Source organism: Cellulomonas sp. CW35, from assembly GCF_052378485.1.
Classification (GTDB): Bacteria; Actinomycetota; Actinomycetes; order Actinomycetales; family Cellulomonadaceae; genus Cellulomonas; species Cellulomonas uda.
This window is the reverse complement of record NZ_CP199000.1, coordinates 3,478,348-3,494,925: the sequence shown is the minus strand read 5'-3', so window position 1 is coordinate 3,494,925 and position 16,578 is coordinate 3,478,348. Positions and strand designations below refer to the sequence as shown.

The 16,578-nt window shown below is 73.8% G+C and carries 19 protein-coding genes; 12 read left to right on the top strand and 7 right to left on the bottom strand.

The window, feature by feature from the left end; translation table 11 throughout:
- Positions 1 to 16 precede the first annotated feature (16 nt).
- Both ACT17Q_RS15975 and ACT17Q_RS15970 read right to left on the bottom strand, forming a co-directional pair.
- Positions 17 to 382: a hypothetical protein gene (locus ACT17Q_RS15975; protein ID WP_444663688.1), complete on the bottom strand. Its 366-nt coding sequence runs from the start codon at positions 380 to 382 to the stop codon at positions 17 to 19.
- Entirely contained in the window at positions 379 to 1,062 is a 684-nt protein-coding gene (locus ACT17Q_RS15970) for a hypothetical protein (RefSeq protein WP_444663686.1), read from the bottom strand. The genes ACT17Q_RS15975 and ACT17Q_RS15970 overlap by 4 nt, the downstream gene beginning before the upstream one ends.
- Positions 1,063 to 1,264: 202 nt before the next feature.
- Here ACT17Q_RS15970 and ACT17Q_RS15965 point away from each other — a divergent pair, with 202 nt between their 5' ends.
- Together ACT17Q_RS15965 and ACT17Q_RS15960 are read left to right on the top strand one after the other, a co-directional pair.
- Positions 1,265 to 2,020 (top strand): hypothetical protein, encoded by a 756-nt coding sequence (locus tag ACT17Q_RS15965; RefSeq protein ID WP_444663684.1) that lies wholly within the window; start codon positions 1,265 to 1,267, stop codon positions 2,018 to 2,020.
- Positions 2,021 to 2,093: 73 nt separating this feature from the next.
- Positions 2,094 to 2,609 (top strand): GNAT family N-acetyltransferase, encoded by a 516-nt coding sequence (locus ACT17Q_RS15960; protein WP_444663682.1) that lies wholly within the window; start codon positions 2,094 to 2,096, stop codon positions 2,607 to 2,609.
- Between the two features lie 123 nt (positions 2,610 to 2,732).
- Here the strand turns inward: ACT17Q_RS15960 and ACT17Q_RS15955 are convergent, their stop codons facing one another.
- Entirely contained in the window at positions 2,733 to 3,278 is a 546-nt protein-coding gene (locus ACT17Q_RS15955; protein ID WP_444663680.1) for a hypothetical protein, read from the bottom strand.
- Between the two features lie 334 nt (positions 3,279 to 3,612).
- Entirely contained in the window at positions 3,613 to 4,833 is a 1,221-nt protein-coding gene (locus tag ACT17Q_RS15950; protein ID WP_444663678.1) for a cytochrome P450, read from the bottom strand.
- 82 nt (positions 4,834 to 4,915) lie between these two features.
- Here ACT17Q_RS15950 and ACT17Q_RS15945 point away from each other — a divergent pair, with 82 nt between their 5' ends.
- Positions 4,916 to 5,257 carry a cupin gene (locus ACT17Q_RS15945; RefSeq protein WP_268531787.1) on the top strand — a complete coding sequence of 114 codons (342 nt, stop codon included), beginning with the start codon at positions 4,916 to 4,918 and terminating at the stop codon, positions 5,255 to 5,257.
- 111 nt (positions 5,258 to 5,368) lie between these two features.
- Here the strand turns inward: ACT17Q_RS15945 and ACT17Q_RS15940 are convergent, their stop codons facing one another.
- A complete protein-coding gene (locus tag ACT17Q_RS15940) occupies positions 5,369 to 6,901 on the bottom strand; it encodes an alpha-N-arabinofuranosidase (RefSeq protein ID WP_444663676.1) in 1,533 nt (510 codons plus the stop codon).
- Between the two features lie 223 nt (positions 6,902 to 7,124).
- Between ACT17Q_RS15940 and ACT17Q_RS15935 the strand changes: the two genes are divergently transcribed.
- The 6 genes from ACT17Q_RS15935 to ACT17Q_RS15910 all read left to right on the top strand — a co-directional run bounded on the left by ACT17Q_RS15935 (position 7,125) and on the right by ACT17Q_RS15910 (position 11,333).
- A complete protein-coding gene (locus ACT17Q_RS15935) occupies positions 7,125 to 7,499 on the top strand; it encodes a thiol-disulfide oxidoreductase DCC family protein (protein ID WP_157732651.1) in 375 nt (124 codons plus the stop codon).
- A 59-nt stretch (positions 7,500 to 7,558) separates the two neighbouring features.
- The gene (locus tag ACT17Q_RS15930) at positions 7,559 to 7,876 is read left to right on the top strand and encodes a hypothetical protein (protein ID WP_141321358.1); all 318 of its coding nucleotides are present in this window, start codon (positions 7,559 to 7,561) and stop codon (positions 7,874 to 7,876) included.
- A gap of 74 nt (positions 7,877 to 7,950) precedes the next feature.
- The gene (locus ACT17Q_RS15925; protein ID WP_268531781.1) at positions 7,951 to 8,664 is read left to right on the top strand and encodes a DUF5819 family protein; all 714 of its coding nucleotides are present in this window, start codon (positions 7,951 to 7,953) and stop codon (positions 8,662 to 8,664) included.
- A complete protein-coding gene (locus ACT17Q_RS15920) occupies positions 8,661 to 9,764 on the top strand; it encodes a hypothetical protein (RefSeq protein WP_444663673.1) in 1,104 nt (367 codons plus the stop codon). The genes ACT17Q_RS15925 and ACT17Q_RS15920 overlap by 4 nt, the downstream gene beginning before the upstream one ends.
- Positions 9,765 to 9,792: 28 nt before the next feature.
- The gene (locus ACT17Q_RS15915; protein ID WP_444663671.1) at positions 9,793 to 10,593 is read left to right on the top strand and encodes an ATP-binding cassette domain-containing protein; all 801 of its coding nucleotides are present in this window, start codon (positions 9,793 to 9,795) and stop codon (positions 10,591 to 10,593) included.
- A complete protein-coding gene (locus tag ACT17Q_RS15910) occupies positions 10,590 to 11,333 on the top strand; it encodes a hypothetical protein (RefSeq protein ID WP_094181537.1) in 744 nt (247 codons plus the stop codon). Before ACT17Q_RS15915 ends, ACT17Q_RS15910 begins: the two co-directional genes overlap by 4 nt.
- Before the next feature lies 1 nt (position 11,334).
- On the opposite strand, the gene ACT17Q_RS15905 is transcribed toward ACT17Q_RS15910, so the two are convergent.
- On the bottom strand, positions 11,335 to 11,964 hold the full coding sequence (locus tag ACT17Q_RS15905) for a response regulator transcription factor (RefSeq protein ID WP_094181538.1): 630 nt from the start codon (positions 11,962 to 11,964) through the stop codon (positions 11,335 to 11,337).
- Positions 11,961 to 13,232 carry a sensor histidine kinase gene (locus ACT17Q_RS15900; RefSeq protein WP_094181539.1) on the bottom strand — a complete coding sequence of 424 codons (1,272 nt, stop codon included), beginning with the start codon at positions 13,230 to 13,232 and terminating at the stop codon, positions 11,961 to 11,963. The genes ACT17Q_RS15905 and ACT17Q_RS15900 overlap by 4 nt, the downstream gene beginning before the upstream one ends.
- A 275-nt stretch (positions 13,233 to 13,507) precedes the next feature.
- On the opposite strand from ACT17Q_RS15900, the gene ACT17Q_RS15895 reads away from it, so the two are divergent.
- The 3 genes from ACT17Q_RS15895 (at position 13,508) to ACT17Q_RS15885 (ending at position 16,553) form a co-directional block, all read left to right on the top strand.
- Entirely contained in the window at positions 13,508 to 14,638 is a 1,131-nt protein-coding gene (locus ACT17Q_RS15895; protein WP_444663668.1) for an SPFH domain-containing protein, read from the top strand.
- 2 nt (positions 14,639 to 14,640) lie between these two features.
- Positions 14,641 to 15,771, top strand: coding sequence for a hypothetical protein (locus tag ACT17Q_RS15890; RefSeq protein ID WP_444663666.1), 1,131 nt, complete (start codon positions 14,641 to 14,643; stop codon positions 15,769 to 15,771).
- Positions 15,772 to 16,229: 458 nt separating this feature from the next.
- Positions 16,230 to 16,553, top strand: coding sequence for a hypothetical protein (locus tag ACT17Q_RS15885; RefSeq protein WP_444663664.1), 324 nt, complete (start codon positions 16,230 to 16,232; stop codon positions 16,551 to 16,553).
- Positions 16,554 to 16,578: the final 25 nt, after the last annotated feature.

The window sequence follows — 16,578 nt, the reverse complement described above, 5'->3', positions numbered from 1 at the left end:
CTCAGCGGGTGTCGGCTCAGCGGGCGTCGAGCGCGGCGTCGAAGCCCTGCTGGAACGTGACGCGCGCGTCGTCGTCGGCCGCGTCGTACGCGTCCGCCATCGCCCGCAGGACGGCCGCCACGCCCGGGATGCCCAGGCCCGGGGCGCCCGCGATGCGGTCACGGCCCCGGTAGGCGAAGTTCACGATCTGCGTGGTGGTCGTCACCCACTCGTGCTGCCAGGCCGTCTCCGCCGTGATGCTGTCGAGGTACCACAGGACGACCCCGCACTCGTCGCTCAGCGTCCGGACGCCCGCCGAGAACGTCGCGGCGATCTCGTCCCACCTGGCCGCCTCGGTGCGCAGCAGCGCGGTGTCGACGCGGAACCCCGTGCCGTCGGTCATGACCGACCTCCTGACCTCGCCTGACGGATGGCGGCGCTCATCGCGGCGAGCCGCGCGGTCGCCGGGAAGTCCCGCTCGAACGCCCGCTGCGCCTCGGCGGCGCTCGCCGTGACCTGCGCGAGCACGCGCAGCAGCGCCTGCTCGACGCTCGCGTCCGGCATTACGCGCAGCCGCGCGGCGTCGAGCTCGAGCGACCGCACGCTCTGGCCGACCGCGGTCGCCGTGACCCAGCCCTCGACGTCACGCACCGTGCGCTCGGCGGGCCGCTGCGCGCGGGCCGCCCGGAGCCCGGGCTGCTCGGCCTCCTGCGCGGCCAGCGCCTCCAGCAGCTCCTCGGACGAGAACTCGGCGGGCTCGACCGGGGGTGCGTCCTCGCGGGGGACGGGGACCGACGGGCCCTCACCCCGTGACGCCGCGAGCCGCCGCCGCAGGTACTCCAGCGCCGACGCCTCGTGCGCCCGCAGGACGTGCGCGCCGAGCGTCGCGGCCGTCGCCCGGGTGCGCCAGCCGTCGGTGAGGCGGATCTCGACGACCGCGCCGGCCAGGTCACGGCCGACCGTGACCAGCCCGTCCGGGTCCTGCCCGCGGACCACCTCGCCGGGCTCGGCGACGATGCGCGGCGCGCCGCCGGTCGGTGCGGACGCCGTCGCGTCGCGCGCCCCGCTCGGAGTCGGTCCCACGAAGCCCCCTGTCGTCCCTGCTCGTCGTCTGCCCGGCGTCTGCCCGACATCTGCCCGGCGCCGACAACCTACAGGGCAGGATGTCCGCTTTGCCGGGACGTCCGCCGCAGGTTCGACCGATCGGGTGTCGCCCGTCGCCCGGGTGCGCGGATCCCGTCCGAGGGCTGTGCGGCACGGTGCGGGGGCCGTAGGGTCGCGGGTCATGGCCGCGCCGCAGGAACCACCGCCGTACCCGGGTCAGCCGTACCCGGGTCAGCCGTACCCGGGCCAGCCGTACGCGGGGCAGCCGCAGCGCCCGGGCCCGTACGGCCCCTACCCGCCCGCGCCGCGTCCCGCCCCGCGGACCTCGCTCGTCGGGCCGGTGGTCCTCACCTCGGTGGGCGCCCTCCTGCTGGTCGCGACGGCGGTCGTCGCCGTGCTCGTCGTGCGGACGTTCCTGTCGATCGTGCCGCTCGGCGTGCTGGACGCGAGCGGCGGGCCCGGCTCGGCCGCGGTCGCCTCGACCTCCGCGCCGGGGACGACGACCGCCGTGCTCGAGCCCGGCTACCACCACCTGTACCTGGTGGTCCCGTCCGACGAGCACGAAGCCGGCCTCCCGGGGACGGTCGAGCTCACGGGTCCTGACGGCGAGACGCTCCCGGCCGAGCCGTCGCCCCTCGACGGCACCGCGTCGACGGGTGGCAGCCGGGCGGTCCTCGTCGCGGGCTTCCGCGTCGTCGAGCCGGGGGAGTACACGCTCACCGTCCCCGAGGCGACGACGCAGGACGCGCAGGTCGTGCTCGTGCGGGGGCCGGACCTCACGCAGTTCGTGTCGGGCATCTTCGGGACCGTCGGCGGTGTGTTCGTCGCGATCGCGCTGGGCGTCGTGGGGCTGGGCCTGACGATCGGGGGCGTGATCTGGTGGGTGGTCCGCGCGGGTGCGCGCCGCCGGGCCGCCGCCGCCCCGGGGTCCGCCTGACGCGGTGCTGACCGCGCGGGGGTCGTCGGGGCCCCGTCGCGCCCCGGCCTGCCCGCGCCTATCGTCGGGAGGCGTGACCGGACCGTCGACCCCGCCCCTGCCCGCCGTCGACCCGCGCCCGGCCCGCCCCGAGGACGTCGCCGCGATCCACGCGCTGCGGCGCTCGCTCGAGGACTGGATGGCCGCACGCGGGCTGGACCAGTGGCCCGTCGGGTCGCTGCCCGCCGAGCGCGTCGCGGCGCAGGTCGAGCAGGGGCAGTGGTGGGTGCAGGACGACGACGAGGGGCTGCGCGGCTGCCTGCGGCTCGTCAGCCCGGACGTCGACTACTGGGGCGACGACGACACGCCCGCGCTGTACGTGCACGGGTTGATGGTGGCCCGCCGCGCGTCCGGCACCGGGCTGGGGCGGGCGCTCGTGGAGTGGGCGGACTCCCGGGCGCGCGCGGCGGGGGCGCGGTGGCTGCGGCTCGACCACCGCGCGTCGAACCCGCACCTCGACGACGTCTACCGCTCGTGGGGGTTCGAGCAGGTCGCGCAGACCGACCGCCCGGGCTTCCTCGTCGTCCTCATGCAACGCCGCCTCACCTGACGGAACCACCACCCGCCCCGCCCCGCACACCGCCGACCCCTGCCCGAACCCGCCGACCCCGTGGTTGCTCCGGCTTCGGGCCGGCTTACCCGGAGGGACGACGGGGTCGTGTGGTCGTCGGGCTCACCAAGACGTCGCGGCGACCTGGGCGGGGACCCGGGCGTAGCAGTCGTCGACGGTCGCACCGCCGATGACCGCGAGGTACGTCCCGAACTCGAGGCTCACGAGCTCGAGGAGGGTCCAGTCCTGCGCGAGCGTGCGGTGCGCCTCGACGACGAACGCGCGGTCGTGCTCGGCGAGGTGCGCGCGCAGCTCGTCGCGCAGCACCGCGGGCATGACCCAGCGTTGCGGCGTGCCGCCGAGGGCGGGCCAGCCGCCGACGAGCTCCACGACGCACGCGAGCATGCGGTCGTCCACCGGGTGCCCCCACGACGCGGCGGCCGCGCGGAGCACGTCGGCGGTGAGCATGAGGTCGCGCGTGGTGAGCGTCGTGACGTCGAGCCGGTCGTCGAGCGCGGTGACGACGGGGTGCCGCGCGGCGGGTGGGCTGTGCGGGTGGCGCGTGCCCGTGACGAGGAGGGTGCGCAGGCCGTGGGCTGTCGTGACGAGCCGGGTGACGGCGGTGACGTCGTCGGGCGCCGCGAGGGCGCGGGGCGCACCGCGGCCCACGTGAGGGGCGGCCGGCCGCGGCGGCCCGCGCCGGCGACCCAGACGACCAGTCGCCCACGCTCGTGCTGGCGCCCGGCCCACTGCGCGGCCAGGAGCGTACGGCCGAGCCCCGGTGCCGCACGGATCACGCCCACCGGGTCGATCCGGTCGAGGCGGTCGAGCAGTCGTGCGCGCACGACCGCGCACTCGGGCACACGGGGCCACGCCGTCGTCGGCGCTCCGACCGCCCCCTCCCCGCCGTCGACCACGGACGGCGGCACACCGGTCGTCATCGGGCCCAGTATCTGCCCGGGGACCCGCGGTCCGCTCACCCGGACGGGTGATGCGCGTGTCGTCAGGCGGGACGCGGGACCAGGAGCACCGGCGCGGACGCGAGGCCACCGGCCGGCGGCTGCTCACGGACCCGGGCCGCGTCGGGGTCGGGACGGACCGCGCCCGTGGCCGCCAGCAGCGCGCGGACCAGCACGCGCAGCTCCAGCGTCGCGAGGGGCCGGCCCGGGCACACGTGCTTCCCGATCCCGTAGACGAGGTTGTACGGCGCGTTGCCGACCGGGTCGAACGCGTCCGGGTCCCCGAACACGCGCTCGTCGCGGTTCGCGGACGTCCAGCTCAGGACGACCCGCTCACCCGCGCCGACGCGTCGCCCGCCGAGCTCCACCGGGCGCGTGGTGACCCGCCGGTTGCTGACGAACGGGTCGTCGATGCGCAGGATCTCGTCGAGCACCGCGTCGAGCTCGCGGTCGCTCACACCGCCGCGCAGGTGGTCCTGCAGCTCGGGGTGGTCGGCGAGGTAGGTGACCACGACGCCGGTGCACAGCGCCATCGACCCGAGGTCGCCGCCCGTCCAGTTCCGCAGGATCGAGACGACCTCGTCGTCGCTCAGCGCCCGGCCGTCGACGCGGGTGCGCAGCAGCTCGGTCGTCACGTCCTGCGGCGCGTCCGCGGCCCGCCGGACGTCGGTGAGCGAGCGGATGATCGCGTCGAACCGCGCGGCGACGCGTGCCGTGCGCTCCGGGTCCCGGGACCGCGTCGCGTCGCGGTTGTCGCGCACCCACGCGAGCAGCTCCTCCTCGAGGTCGGCGGGCCACCCGAGCCAGGCGCTCTGGGCCCGCACCGCGAACCGCGCGCCGAGCGCCACGGCGTCGACGGCACCGGGTACGACGAGGCCGCCGACGAGCGCCTGGGCGACCCGCCCGACCACCGGCTCCAGCTCACGCATCCGCTCGGGCGTGAAGAACCGCTCCACGGCCGCGCGGTACGCGGTGTGCGCGGGTCCGTCGACCCCGTTGGGCACCTGCAGGTGGCGCGAGACCGCGTTGGAGAAGGTCTCGTGGTCGAGCGCCACGCGCATCACGTCGGCATGCGTGAACACGGTCCACGCGCCGTCCGGCCCGCGCGCGACCGGGCACTGCGCGCGCAGTGCGTCGTACGCGGCGACCGGGTCGCGGCGCACGCGCGGGCCGCGCGGGTTCCAGTCGGCGTGCGCACCGTGCCGCCGGCCGGTGCGCGGGTCAGGGTCAGGGCTCAGCTCGTCGGCAGGCTCGTGCTCCGTCACCCGCCCATCCTGGACCCGTGAGCCGGGGCGCGCCCGCGGCTCGTAGGGCAGGCTGGGCACAGCCGACGAGAGAGGGCAGCACATGACGGACCTCGTGACCGCCGCACGCACCCACCTGGACGCCGCGCGCGCCTCGGCGCACGGACGCGACGCGCAGCTCGTCGTGCACGACGGCGTGCTGCGGCAGACCGTGATCGCGCTCGTCGCGGGCGTCGAGCTCGCGGAGCACAACTCACCGCCCGCCGCGAGCCTGCAGGTGCTCGAGGGGCGGGTGCGCGTCACCGGGGTCGAGCAGACCGACCTCGCGCGCGGCGAGCTCGTCGTGCTGACGCACCAGCGGCACGCGGTGCTCGCGCTGGAGGACAGCGTGTTCCTGCTGACGACCGTCACGAGCCTCGACGAGGACCAGCGCGGCGACGCCTGAGCGACCCGACCGAAGGTCCGGACACCGTCGACCCCGCGACCACCCCGCGACCCCGCGGTTGCTCCGTCTCTGGTGGCGGATACCCGGAGCAACGGCGGGGTCGGGTGCGGGTCAGGCGAGCGTGAGGGAGAGCGTCACGAAGCTCGCCGGGGGGAGGGTGACCTCAAGGCCGCGCGGGTGGGGTCGCACCGCGTCGTCGTGCGGGCGCGGGGCGACCCGGTCGAGCGCGTCGGGGGTGTTGTGCGCGTCGACGCGGTCGGCGGTCAGGATGCGCGCGGTGTGCGCCGTGACCTCGCGTCCGCGCAGGTCGACGACGAGAGTGCGGGACTCGGCCGCGTCGAGGTGCGAGATCGACACGAGCGCGGTGTCGCCGCGCGTGGACGCGGACGCCGACACCAGCGGCAGCTCCTTGCCGGCGGTCTCGACGGCGGGCACGTCCTTGAGGTGCACCGCGAGCGCGTCGGCGTCGTGGTGCCCCGTGCTCATCTCGTACACGTGGTAGGTCGGGGTGAGGACCAGCGCCCCGGAGTCCGGGTCGGTCAGGAGCATGGCCTGCAGCACGTTGACGGTCTGGGCGATGTTCGCCATGACCACGCGGTCGGCGTGCCGGTGGAACGCGTCGAGGTGGGTCGAGGCGACGAGCGCGTCGCGCAGCGTGTTCTGCTGGTACAGGAACCCGGGGTTGGTGCCGGGCTCGACGTCCCACCACGTGCCCCACTCGTCGACGACGAGCCCGACGTTCCGCTGGGGGTCGTAGCGGTCCATGACGGTGCTGTGGCGCTGCAGGAGCGTCTCCATGTGCGCGGCGCGGGCGAGCGCGAGGTACCACTCGTCGGTGGTGAACTGCGTCGCGGAGCCCTTCGCGGACCACGAGCCGGTCATCGTGTAGTAGTGCAGCGACAGCGCCTGGAACGGTGCGGCGGGCGACTGCCCGAGCCCGGCCTGGTCGAACGAGCGCATGAGCGCCTCGGTCCAGTGCATGTCGTCCGAGTCCGCGCCGGCGGCGATCCGGTAGACCGTGTTGTCGCCGTGGTCGCGCACGTACGTCGCGTACTGGCGGGCGAGCGACGCGAACTGCTCGGCCCGCAGGTTGCCGCCGCAGCCCCACGCCTCGTTGCCGATGCCCCAGAACGGCACGCGCCACGGCTCGTCGCGGCCGTTCTCGCGGCGCAGTGCGGCCATGGGGGAGTCGTCGGCGCGCGTGAGGTACTCGATCCACTCGCTCATCTCCCGCACGGTGCCGGAGCCGACGTTGCCGCTCACGTACGGGTCGGCGCCCAGCAGCTCGCACAGGTCCATGAACTCGTGCGTGCCGAACGAGTTGTCCTCGACGACGTCACCCCAGTGGGAGTTGACCATGCGGGGCCGCTGGTCGCGCGGACCGATCCCGTCACGCCAGTGGTAGTCGTCGGCGAAGCAGCCGCCCGGCCAGCGCAGGTTCGGGATCTGCAGCGCACGCAGCGCGTCCACCACGTCGGAGCGGATGCCCCGCACGTTCGGCACGTCCGAGTCCTCACCGACCCAGAACCCGCCGTAGATGCACCGGCCCAGGTGCTCGGCGAAGTGCCCGTACACGTGACGCGAGATGCGCGGGCCGGGAAGGTCGAGGTCGACGATCGCAGTCAGATGATCAGCGCGTGTCATGCACGCATTCTCGTGGATGCGCGTGCTCCTGACGGCCACGGCACCGAGGAGCGGCCGGGTGCAGCCCGCCGTCGTGCGCACGGGTCACCGTCGACCCGTGACAGGTGTCATGCCGGGGGGCCGCGTTGTGTCCCACGAGCTTGTGACGTCCCGGCACTGCCCGCCGCGTAGCCCGCTGACCAGCATGGTCGATGTCAGCAGGACCAGCACGGAGGGCAGAGACATGGGCACCACGGCGACCTTCCTCTACGACGGCGACTGCGGTCTGTGCGAGCGGGCGACCAGGTGGTTGCTCGAGCGGACGGGCAGCACGGTGCGCGCGCAGGCGTGGCAGGGCGTGGACCTGCACGCGTACGGGCTCACGCCGGAGCAGCTGGAGGCCGCGGCGGTGCTCGTCGAGGAGGACGGGACCAGGCGGGTGGGTCACGAGGCGTTCGGGCACGCGCTCCTGCGTGCGCCGTCGCGTGACGACCGGCTCCTGGGCCGTCTGGTCCTCGAGCAGCCGAGCGCGTGGGTCGCGTCCCTCGTCTACGCGTGGGTCGCGCGCAACCGCCACCGGCTGAGCGGCTCCGCGTGCTCCCTGCCGGCCCGCGGCTGACGACTCGCAGGAACCGTCCCGACAGCAGTCACGACAGACAAGGAGCACCAGGTATGCCCATGAAGACCCGTCTCGCCGCGATCGCGTCGATCGCCGCGCTGTCCGTCGGCGCAGCCCCGGTCGCCGCGCACGCCGCGACCCCGGCCGCCGGGCCGACGTCGTCGATCAACGCCGTCGCCGCGTTCGACGCCGCGGCGCGTCAGGACGTCCAGTCGGCCGACGCGTCGCCGGCCGCGGTCCCGGCGGTCGTCGCGACGGCGTTCGTCGCGGGTGCCGCCGCGGGCGCCGGCAAGGTCGTCGCCGGCTGGGCCGCGAAGAAGGTCATCGGCATCTGGGACACCAACCAGCTCGTGCCGTCCGAGGCCGTCTTCGACTGACGCACCGGTGCGGGTGGGTGGCTGCGCGTCACCCACCCGCACCACCTCACCCGTCCCTCGTCCCGGAGGCTCCCATGTCCACCCGCACCCGCAGGCCCCGGACGGTGCTCCTCGCGCTCGGCCTCGTGGCGGCCGTGCTCGGGACGCACCTCGCGGTGACCGCGTTGTACGTCGCGCCACCCAACCCGCTCAAGTACGCATTGCAGCGCCCCGTGAACGCGTGGATCCAGCCGTTCTTCGAGCAGAACTGGCAGCTGTTCGCCCCCGACCCCGTCCGGACCGACTCGGGTGTCCTGGTCCGTGCCACGACGCGCGACGGCGAGGACACCGACTTCCTGACGATCAACGCGCCGTACCTCGAGGCGCGGCACCACAACCCGCTGCCCGACCGCTCCTACTACACCGTGAGCGGCGTCATGCACGCGTTCCTCATGTCACGCGACGCCGCGGTCGAGGCCGCGTACCCGGCCGACCCACCCGCGGATCTGCCGATCCTCCTGCCCGACGACGAGCTCGCCGACGTCCCCGCGCACACGCGGGAGGCCTACGAGGACACGCTGCGCAACCTGCACGACGCCGCGGCCGACGCCGCGCGCCGCACCTGGGGGGACGTGACGCGGATCCAGGTCCGCCTCGTCACGCACGAGTTCCCCCGCTGGTCGCAGCGACACGACGACGGCCTCGGCGAGATCAGCCACGTGACCCTCCCGTGGCGCGACCTGCCGACCCCGACGACGTCGTCGGCGGCCGCGCACGGCGTCACCGACCCGACAGGAGACCGGCGATGACCCCCACCAGCACCGCTCCCGCACCGCTCACGCTCGTCGACGTGCGCACGCGGCTGCGCGACCTGGCCGACCGTGCGGTCGCGCTGGTCGCGGACCGGCGGCACGGGCTCGTCGCGTTCTCCCTGGTCCGGATCGCCTACGGCGTGATCCTCCTCGTCGACCTGGTCGTGAACCTGCCCGTGCGGCACCGCATCTGGGGTCCCGACGCGGCGTACAGCCTCGAGCGGCTGCGGGCCGACGGAGGTGACGGGTCGATCCTCTCGCTGTACCTGTTCGCCCGGACCGCGTGGCAGACCGACCTGATCTACCTCGCGCTCGCGGTCGCGGCCGCGCTGTTCGCGCTCGGGTGGCGCACGCGCGTCGTGACGCCCGTGCTGTTCGTCCTGCTGTGGTCGTGGCACGAGCGCAACCCGTTCGTCACGAACGGCGGCGACAACATCATGCGGATCCTGCTGCTGTACATGTGCGTCGCGCACGTGTCCGCGTACGTGTCGCTCGACGCGCGTCGAGCTCGCCGCGAGGCCCGCACCGACCGGTACGACGCGCTCGCCGCGCACCGTGCCACTCGCCGCCAACTCGCGACGATCCTGCACAACGCGGCGCTCGTCGCGTGCGTCGCGCAGCTGTGCGTCCTCTACGGCGCGTCGGGGTTGTTCAAGGCCCAGGGCGAGGTGTGGCAGGAGGGCACGGCTGTCTACTACATCCTGCGGGTCGCCGACTACAGCCCGTGGCCCGAGCTGAGCCAGGCGGTGTACACGGTCCCGCTGCTCGTGACGCTCGCGACGTATGCCGCGGTCGTCGTGCAGATCGCGTTCCCGTTCCTCCTGCTGCGCCCGGTCGGTCGGCATGTCGCGTTCGTCGCGCTCGTCGGGATGCACTTGAGCATCGGGTTCCTCATGGGCCTGCCGGTGTTCTCGGCCTTCATGATCGCGTCCGACCTGCTGGTGTTCACCGACCGCGAGCTGCTGGGGCTTCGGGAGCGGGTCCGCGTGCAGGTCGCGCACCTGCGCCGCAGCGCCGCTCGCGACCCGGGGACGGCGCGGCCGGAGCCGACGCCGGCGCGCGTGCCGGTGGGCGCGCTGACCACTGAGACGGCGTGAGCGCCGGGTCTCGAGAGAGGAGTTGACCATGAGCCGGTCCGACGGTGGCATCCGCTGCCACGGCCTGACGAAGACGTACGCGGGCGGAGGGGGTGTGCGCGGGGTGTCGTTCACGGCGGCGCCGGGCCGCGTGACGGGCCTGCTCGGTCCCAACGGCAGCGGCAAGACCACGTGCCTGAAGGTCGTGCTGGGGCTCGCGGGGCACGACGAGGGGACCGCGACGATCGACGGCACCCCGTACTCGCAGCTGACCTCCCCCACCCGGGCGGTCGGCGCATGCCTCGACGTCGCGGGCTTCCCGCCGCAGCACACCGCGGCGACGGTGCTGCGCTCGCTCGCGGTGCGCTCGCGCGTCCCCGCCGAGCGCGTGGAGGAGGTGCTCGGTGAGGTCGAGCTGGCCGACGTCGGACGGCGCCGCATCGGGCAGTTCTCGCTCGGCATGGTGCAGCGACTGCGCGTCGCGGCGGCGCTCCTCGCGCGGCCGCACCACCTCGTGCTCGACGAGCCGCTCAACGGCCTCGACCCGATGGGCATCCAGTGGCTGCGTGGGCTGGTGCGGCGCCACGCCGAAGCCGGAGGCTCGGTGCTGCTGTCCACGCACCTGCTCACCGAGGCGCAGCTCACGGTCGACGACGTCGTGATCCTGCACGGTGGCCAGGTGCTCGCGCAGGCACCCCTGCCGACGCTCGTCGAGAGCGGGCCGATGGGTGCCGCTTCGCTCGAGTCGGTGTTCTTCGCGCTCGTTGAGCGCGGCGCCGCGCCGCCCGGCCGAGGCGTCGACGGCACGCCGCGTCCGGCCACACCCATGACGAACGGAGGAGTGCGATGAAGGCGTCGATCCGGGCCGAGCTCGTGCTGCTGACCCGCTCCCGCGCGGTGCGCTGGTCGGTCGTGACCGCCTGGTTGTTCGCGGCGGTGGTGACGGGCGGGCTGCTGTCCACGTACGGGTCCGAGCAGCAGGCCGTCGACGTGTCGACTGCCGCGGGTCAGGCGGAGGTGCTGATCGACCCGCTGTCGGGCCTTGTCGTCCTGGCTCTGGGGGTCGTGCTCGCGGCCGGTGACTTCCGCACGGGAGCGGTGGTGTGGACGTACCTGGCCACCCCTGAGCGGTGGCGGTGGGCGGCCGCGAAGGTCGTCGTCGCTGCGCTGCTCGGTGCTGTGGTGGGCGTCGTCGCCGAGCTCGTCAAGCTGGGCACGCTCGCGGCGCTGCAGCCGGCGGGTGCCGGTCCGGTCCAGTGGTCGCAGGGCGTGCTGTGGCAGGCGGTCGCGGGCTCGGTGATCTCGCCGACCGCGCTCGCGGTGGCGGGGGCCGCCCTGGGTCTCGCGACGCGCAACGTCGCGGGCGCGATCACGGGCGCGCTCGTGTGGATCGTCGTGCTCGAGGGTGTCGTGCGCAGCTTCCTCCCGGAGGCTGTGGTGCCGTTCCTGCCGCACACGGCGCTCGCCGAGCTGCGCAACCTGACCGGTACCGCGCCGTACGCGCAGTCCGCCACCGTCGTCGGCGTCACGCTCGCGGTGCTGGTCGCGGGTGCCCTGGTGCTGACCCAGCGGCGGGACCTGACGCGCTGAGTCAGATCCAGCCCTCGGACCAGGCGCGGTCGGCCGCTTCCCGGCGGTCGGCCGCGCCGATCTTCGCCATCGCGGACGACAGGTAGTTGCGCACCGTGCCGCTCGACAGGTGCAGCGCCTCGCCGATCTCGCGGGCCCGCAGCCCACGCCGCACCTCGCGCAGCACGTCGAGCTCGCGGCTCGTCAGCGGGCACGCGTCGGCGGAGAGCGCGGCAGCGGCGACCGTGGAGTCGATGTACCGGCCGCCGGCCGCGACGTCGTGCACGATCGCCGCGAGCAGGCTCGCGGAGGTCGACTTCGACGCGAACGCGCTCACACCCACCGCGAGCGCACGGCGCAGCACGCCGGGCCGCGCGTGCCGCGTGACGAGGACGACCTTGGTGGTCGACTGCGCGAGGATCTGCTCGGCGGTGCTGATCCCGTCGAGGTGAGGCATCTCGAGGTCGAGCAGCACCACGTCGGGCTGGTGCTCCAGCACCGACGCGACGGCCGCTGGTCCGTCCGCGACCTGGTCGACGACGGTGATCCCTTCCTGCAGCGACAGGAGCTCGCCGAGCGCGGTGCGCAGCAGGTCCTCGTCGTCGGCGAGCACCACGCGGGTGTGCCGCCCGGCTGCGGGTGTGGCCGTCATGTCCCCCTCCTCGCCGTCGCGTCGCGCGGGAGCCGTCCCGTCAGGACGAAGCCGTGCTCGGTGTCACGCGCCTCGATCGTGCCACCTGCCGCGGCGAACCGGTCCGCGAGCCCCGCGAGCCCTTGGCCGCGGCGCGTGTCGCGCACGACGGAGGACGCGCGCGCAGGCCCCGGGTCGCGCACCGTGACGACGACGTCGGTGCCGACGTGCCCGATCTCGATGGTGCACTCACGGGCGTCCGAGTGCCGCAGGTGGTTCGTCGTCGCCTCGCGCACCAGGTGACCCATGGCGGAGCCGTGCTCGGGCGGGAGCAGGTCCGGCTCGCCGTGCACGTGCACGTCGACCCCTGCGGCCCGCAGCACGGCGACGCCGTTGTCGAGCTCGGCCGTGAAGGATGTGCGGCGGTACGCGTAGGCGACGGCGCGCGTGTCCTCGAGCGCGGTCACCGCGAGCGACCGGATCCGCTGCAGGTGCCGCACGGCAGCCTGCGGGTCCCGGGGCACCAGCTGCTCGGCGAGCTCGGCGGTCACGACGATGACCTGCAGGTGGTGGCCCTGCACGTCGTGCAGCTCGGCTGCGAAGCGCATGCGTTCGTTCGTGAGCGCGAGATCCGCGGCGCGCACGCGAGCGACGTGCAGGGCCTGCATGACCTGCCAGACCCACACCTGCCCGAGCTGGAGGGTCGCGGCCGCGACGACGACCGCCGCCCCGTACAGGGCGCGCACGGTCACGTCCGCGTGCGGGACGTCGGCGCGGTAGCCGACGAGCGCCGCAGCCGCGGTCCCGACGACGGACGCGCCGGCGACGAGCGCGGCCGGCCGGTGCGACGCGTCGGGTTCGAGCAGCGACGGGGTGCGGTGCACGAGCACGGCGGCGACGAGCGCGCCGAACGGCATCGCGTAGAGCCAACCGACACGGTGCCCGGTGCCCGCGACCGCCCACAGCACGAGCGAGGCGACGAGCCCGAGCACCACCGCGAGCGCGCACAGCAGACGGTGCGGGTGGTCTGGGAGAGGTGTCGCGCGCAGTCCGGGAGCGCGGCGCAGGAGGTCGACCTGGAGGTAGCCCGCGAGCAGGGTCGTCGCGATCGCGAACACCGTCCAGCCGGGTGGCAACGCCACGGTGACGAGCTCGCCGAGGGGGAACGAGACGGAGATCAGGCCGACCGCGAGCAGGCTGAGCCAGGTGTACGCGGTCAGCGGGCCGAGGCCGGGCTCGCCTGGGGTCGCGGCGTCCTGTCCGCTGCGCGTGCTGCCCCCCGCCGGCATGGCCGCGACTCTACAGTCCGGCCCGCGCGGCGACGCGCCTCGGTCACGGCACCGAGGACCGAGCCCGGTCTCCGGGTGTGCGCCGTCCGGGTGAAGTTCGTCCCCGCGCCCACCTGCGGGTATGCAGCAGTTCATGTGGCGGTCAAGACGTGGTGGACGGGCGCGGCCTGACCTGCGATGCTGCTCCGTTCACCGCACCCCGGGCCACCCCGCCCGGGCGCGGCGGGCACCACGACCGGGGTGGGCACGGCCCGGCTGAGACGAAGGAGCACCGCATGGGATTCGCGGACAAGCTGCGCGGCCAGTTCATCGACATCGTCGAGTTCCTCGACGACTCGCGGGACACGATCGTCTGGCGGTTCCCCCGCCAGGGCAACGAGATCAAGAACCAGGCCCAGCTGATCGTCCGTGAGGGGCAGGTCGCGGTCTTCGAGAGCGAGGGCCAGATCGCCGACGTGTTCGGCCCCGGCCGCTACACGCTGGAGACCCAGAACCTGCCGATCCTCTCGACCCTCAAGGGCTGGAAGTACGGCTTCAACTCGCCGTTCAAGGCCGAGGTGTACTTCGTCGCGACGCGGCAGTTCACGGACTTCAAGTGGGGCACGCAGCACCCGATCACGCTGCGCGACCCGGAGTTCGGCATGGTGCGCCTGCGCGCGTTCGGCACGTACTCGCTGCAGGTCAGCGACCCGTCGGCGCTGCTGCGCCAGCTCGTCGGGACGGACTCGAACTTCCGCACCGACGAGATCGGCGAGTTCTTCCGGCAGAACGTCATCGGCCACCTCGCGCCGGCGATCGCGAGCTCGGGCATCCCCATGCTCGACCTCGCCGCGAACCAGCAGTCGCTGTCCGCCAAGCTCGCGCCGGCGCTGAGTGCCGAGCTCGCGGAGTTCGGCGTGACGATCCCGCGGTTCGTCATCGAGAACGTCTCGCTGCCGCCCGAGGTCGAGGCCGCGCTCGACAAGCGCACCCAGATGGGCGTGCTGGGTGACCTGGACCAGTTCACCAAGTTCCAGACCGCCACCGCGATCGGTGACGCCGCGAAGAACCCCGGCGGCCCGGGTGAGGGCATGGGCCTCGGCATGGGCATGGCGATGGGCACGCAGATGGCGCAGGCCATCTCGCAGGCGAACCAGGCGCCGGCGGCCCCCGCCGCACCGGCCGGCCCGCCGCCGCTGCCCGTCACCGACGAGCTCTGGTACTACTCCACGGGCAACGCGCAGGCGGGCCCCGTGACGCCCGAGGCGCTCGCACAGCTCGTCGGGACGGGCCAGGTCTCGCGCGACACGCTCGTCTGGAAGCAGGGGCTGTCCGCGTGGACCGCCGCCGGTCAGGTGCCGCACCTCGCGGGCCTGTTCACGGCGCCGCCGCCGCTGCCGCCGACCGCCGCGACGCCGGGGGCCTGACGATGACGAACGACGCCCTCACGCCGCCGCCCTTCCCGGAGGCCGACGACCGCCCCACGGCCGCCACCGCGGGCTGGGGCGAGGACACCGCCGCCGTCGAGCGGGGTCGCTGCCCGGTCTGCGGCTCGTCCCTCACGTTCGGAGCGGGCACGTCCGCGCTGGTCTGCGACTCGTGCGGTCACGCGGTCGAGATCACGCACGGCGACGACGAGACCGTCTCGGAGCACTCGTACGAGCAGTGGCTGGCCGGCAACCGCGGCTACCAGGTCGCCTCGATCGGCGGTCAGGTGCTCGCGTGCGACGGGTGCGGCGCGAGCACCGAGACCAAGGACGTCGCGGGGCACTGCCAGTTCTGCGGCGGCAACCTCGTCGCCGCGGAGAACCCCGAGGGCGTCATCCCGCCCGAAGGTGTGCTGCCGTTCCTGATCGACAGCCGCGGCGCGCGCGAGAACGTCAAGAAGTGGGTGCGCAGCCGCTGGTTCGCCCCGAGCGCGCTCAAGCAGGTCGGCGACACCGAGTCGATCCGCGGCACGTACCTGCCGCACTGGACGTACGACGCCAACACGACGAGCGACTACACGGGTCAGCGCGGCGAGCACTACACCGAGAAGCAGGGCGACCACGAGGTGCGGCGCACCCGCTGGCACCACGCGAGCGGTCGCATCCGGAACACGTTCGACGACCTGCTGATCCCCGCGTCGACCACGCTGCCGCGCAACCGCGTCAACAAGCTCGGCCCGTGGACGCTCGGCGCAGTCAAGCCGTTCAAGTCCGAGTACCTCATCGGGCACTCGGCCGTGCGGTACGACGTCGACCCGCAGGCCGGGTACGCGCAGGCGAAGCAGATCATGGACGACGAGATCCGCGCCGACGTCAAGCGCGACATCGGCGGCGACGAGCAACGGATCCACCGCATCGACACCACCTACTCGCAGGTGATGTTCAAGCTGATCCTGCTGCCCATCTGGATCGCGACGTTCATGTACGCCGGCAAGCAGTGGCAGGTCATGGTCAACGCGAACACCGGCGAGGTCGTCGGGGAGCGCCCGTACAGCGCCCCGAAGATCATCGCGGCCGTGCTCGTCGGCCTCGTCGTCGCGGGGCTGGCGTTCTGGCTCTACAACCGCAACTAGCGGCGCCCGCCGCAGTAGCACGCGCGCTGGACTCGACCGTCACGGGCCTCCGGTGAGCGTGGCCGGGCGGGGTGCGAGATCTCCTGAAATCGGCCGTGATGCGAGGCCAGCGGTGCTAGCGTCGCGAGCAGTGCTCCGCAGCGAGCCGACCAGCCAGGGGGGCTGATGAGTTCTCGTCTCATGCATCGACACGGGCGTGCCGGACTCGGGCACTGGGGGTACCAACACCCGCGACCCGGCGCCGCGGCTGGGTCACCACCGATGTGGGCGGCACGATTCACGGATTCGCGCGGCGCACATCAGAACGTCCTCGGCGCGTAGCCCGCTCGCGCATCCCTCGATCCGGGCAGCCAGGCGCTGCCCGAACGCTGACGCCTGGGCGGCGCAGCGGTAAGCGGGCCCGGCCACCCCGGACGGGTAACCGACAAACAGAGAGAGGCAGCATGATGAACTCACGCATGAAGGCGCGCATCGGTCGCGCGCTGATCGTCGGTGTGCTAGCAGTCCCCGCGGTTTCGGTCGCGTCGGGGACGGCCTGGGCTGCCGGTACGAGCGCCAAGACCAACGGCTGCTACGTGCAGTGGTGGAACACGGCGTGGTCCGCCAAGTGCAACCCGGCAAGCGCCTCGGGAAGCTACATGGCGCATGTCGCGCGCGCGGATCAGGTGGACTACAGCGGCCCGTGGCGGTACGTCAAGAAGGCGTCCGTGACGACATTCGACAGTGGCGAGGCGTGGCGGGGCGTGCAGTCCGCAGGTAACTACGTGGCCTACAAGGGCTGACACCGGGAGTCCGAGGAGCGAGGCG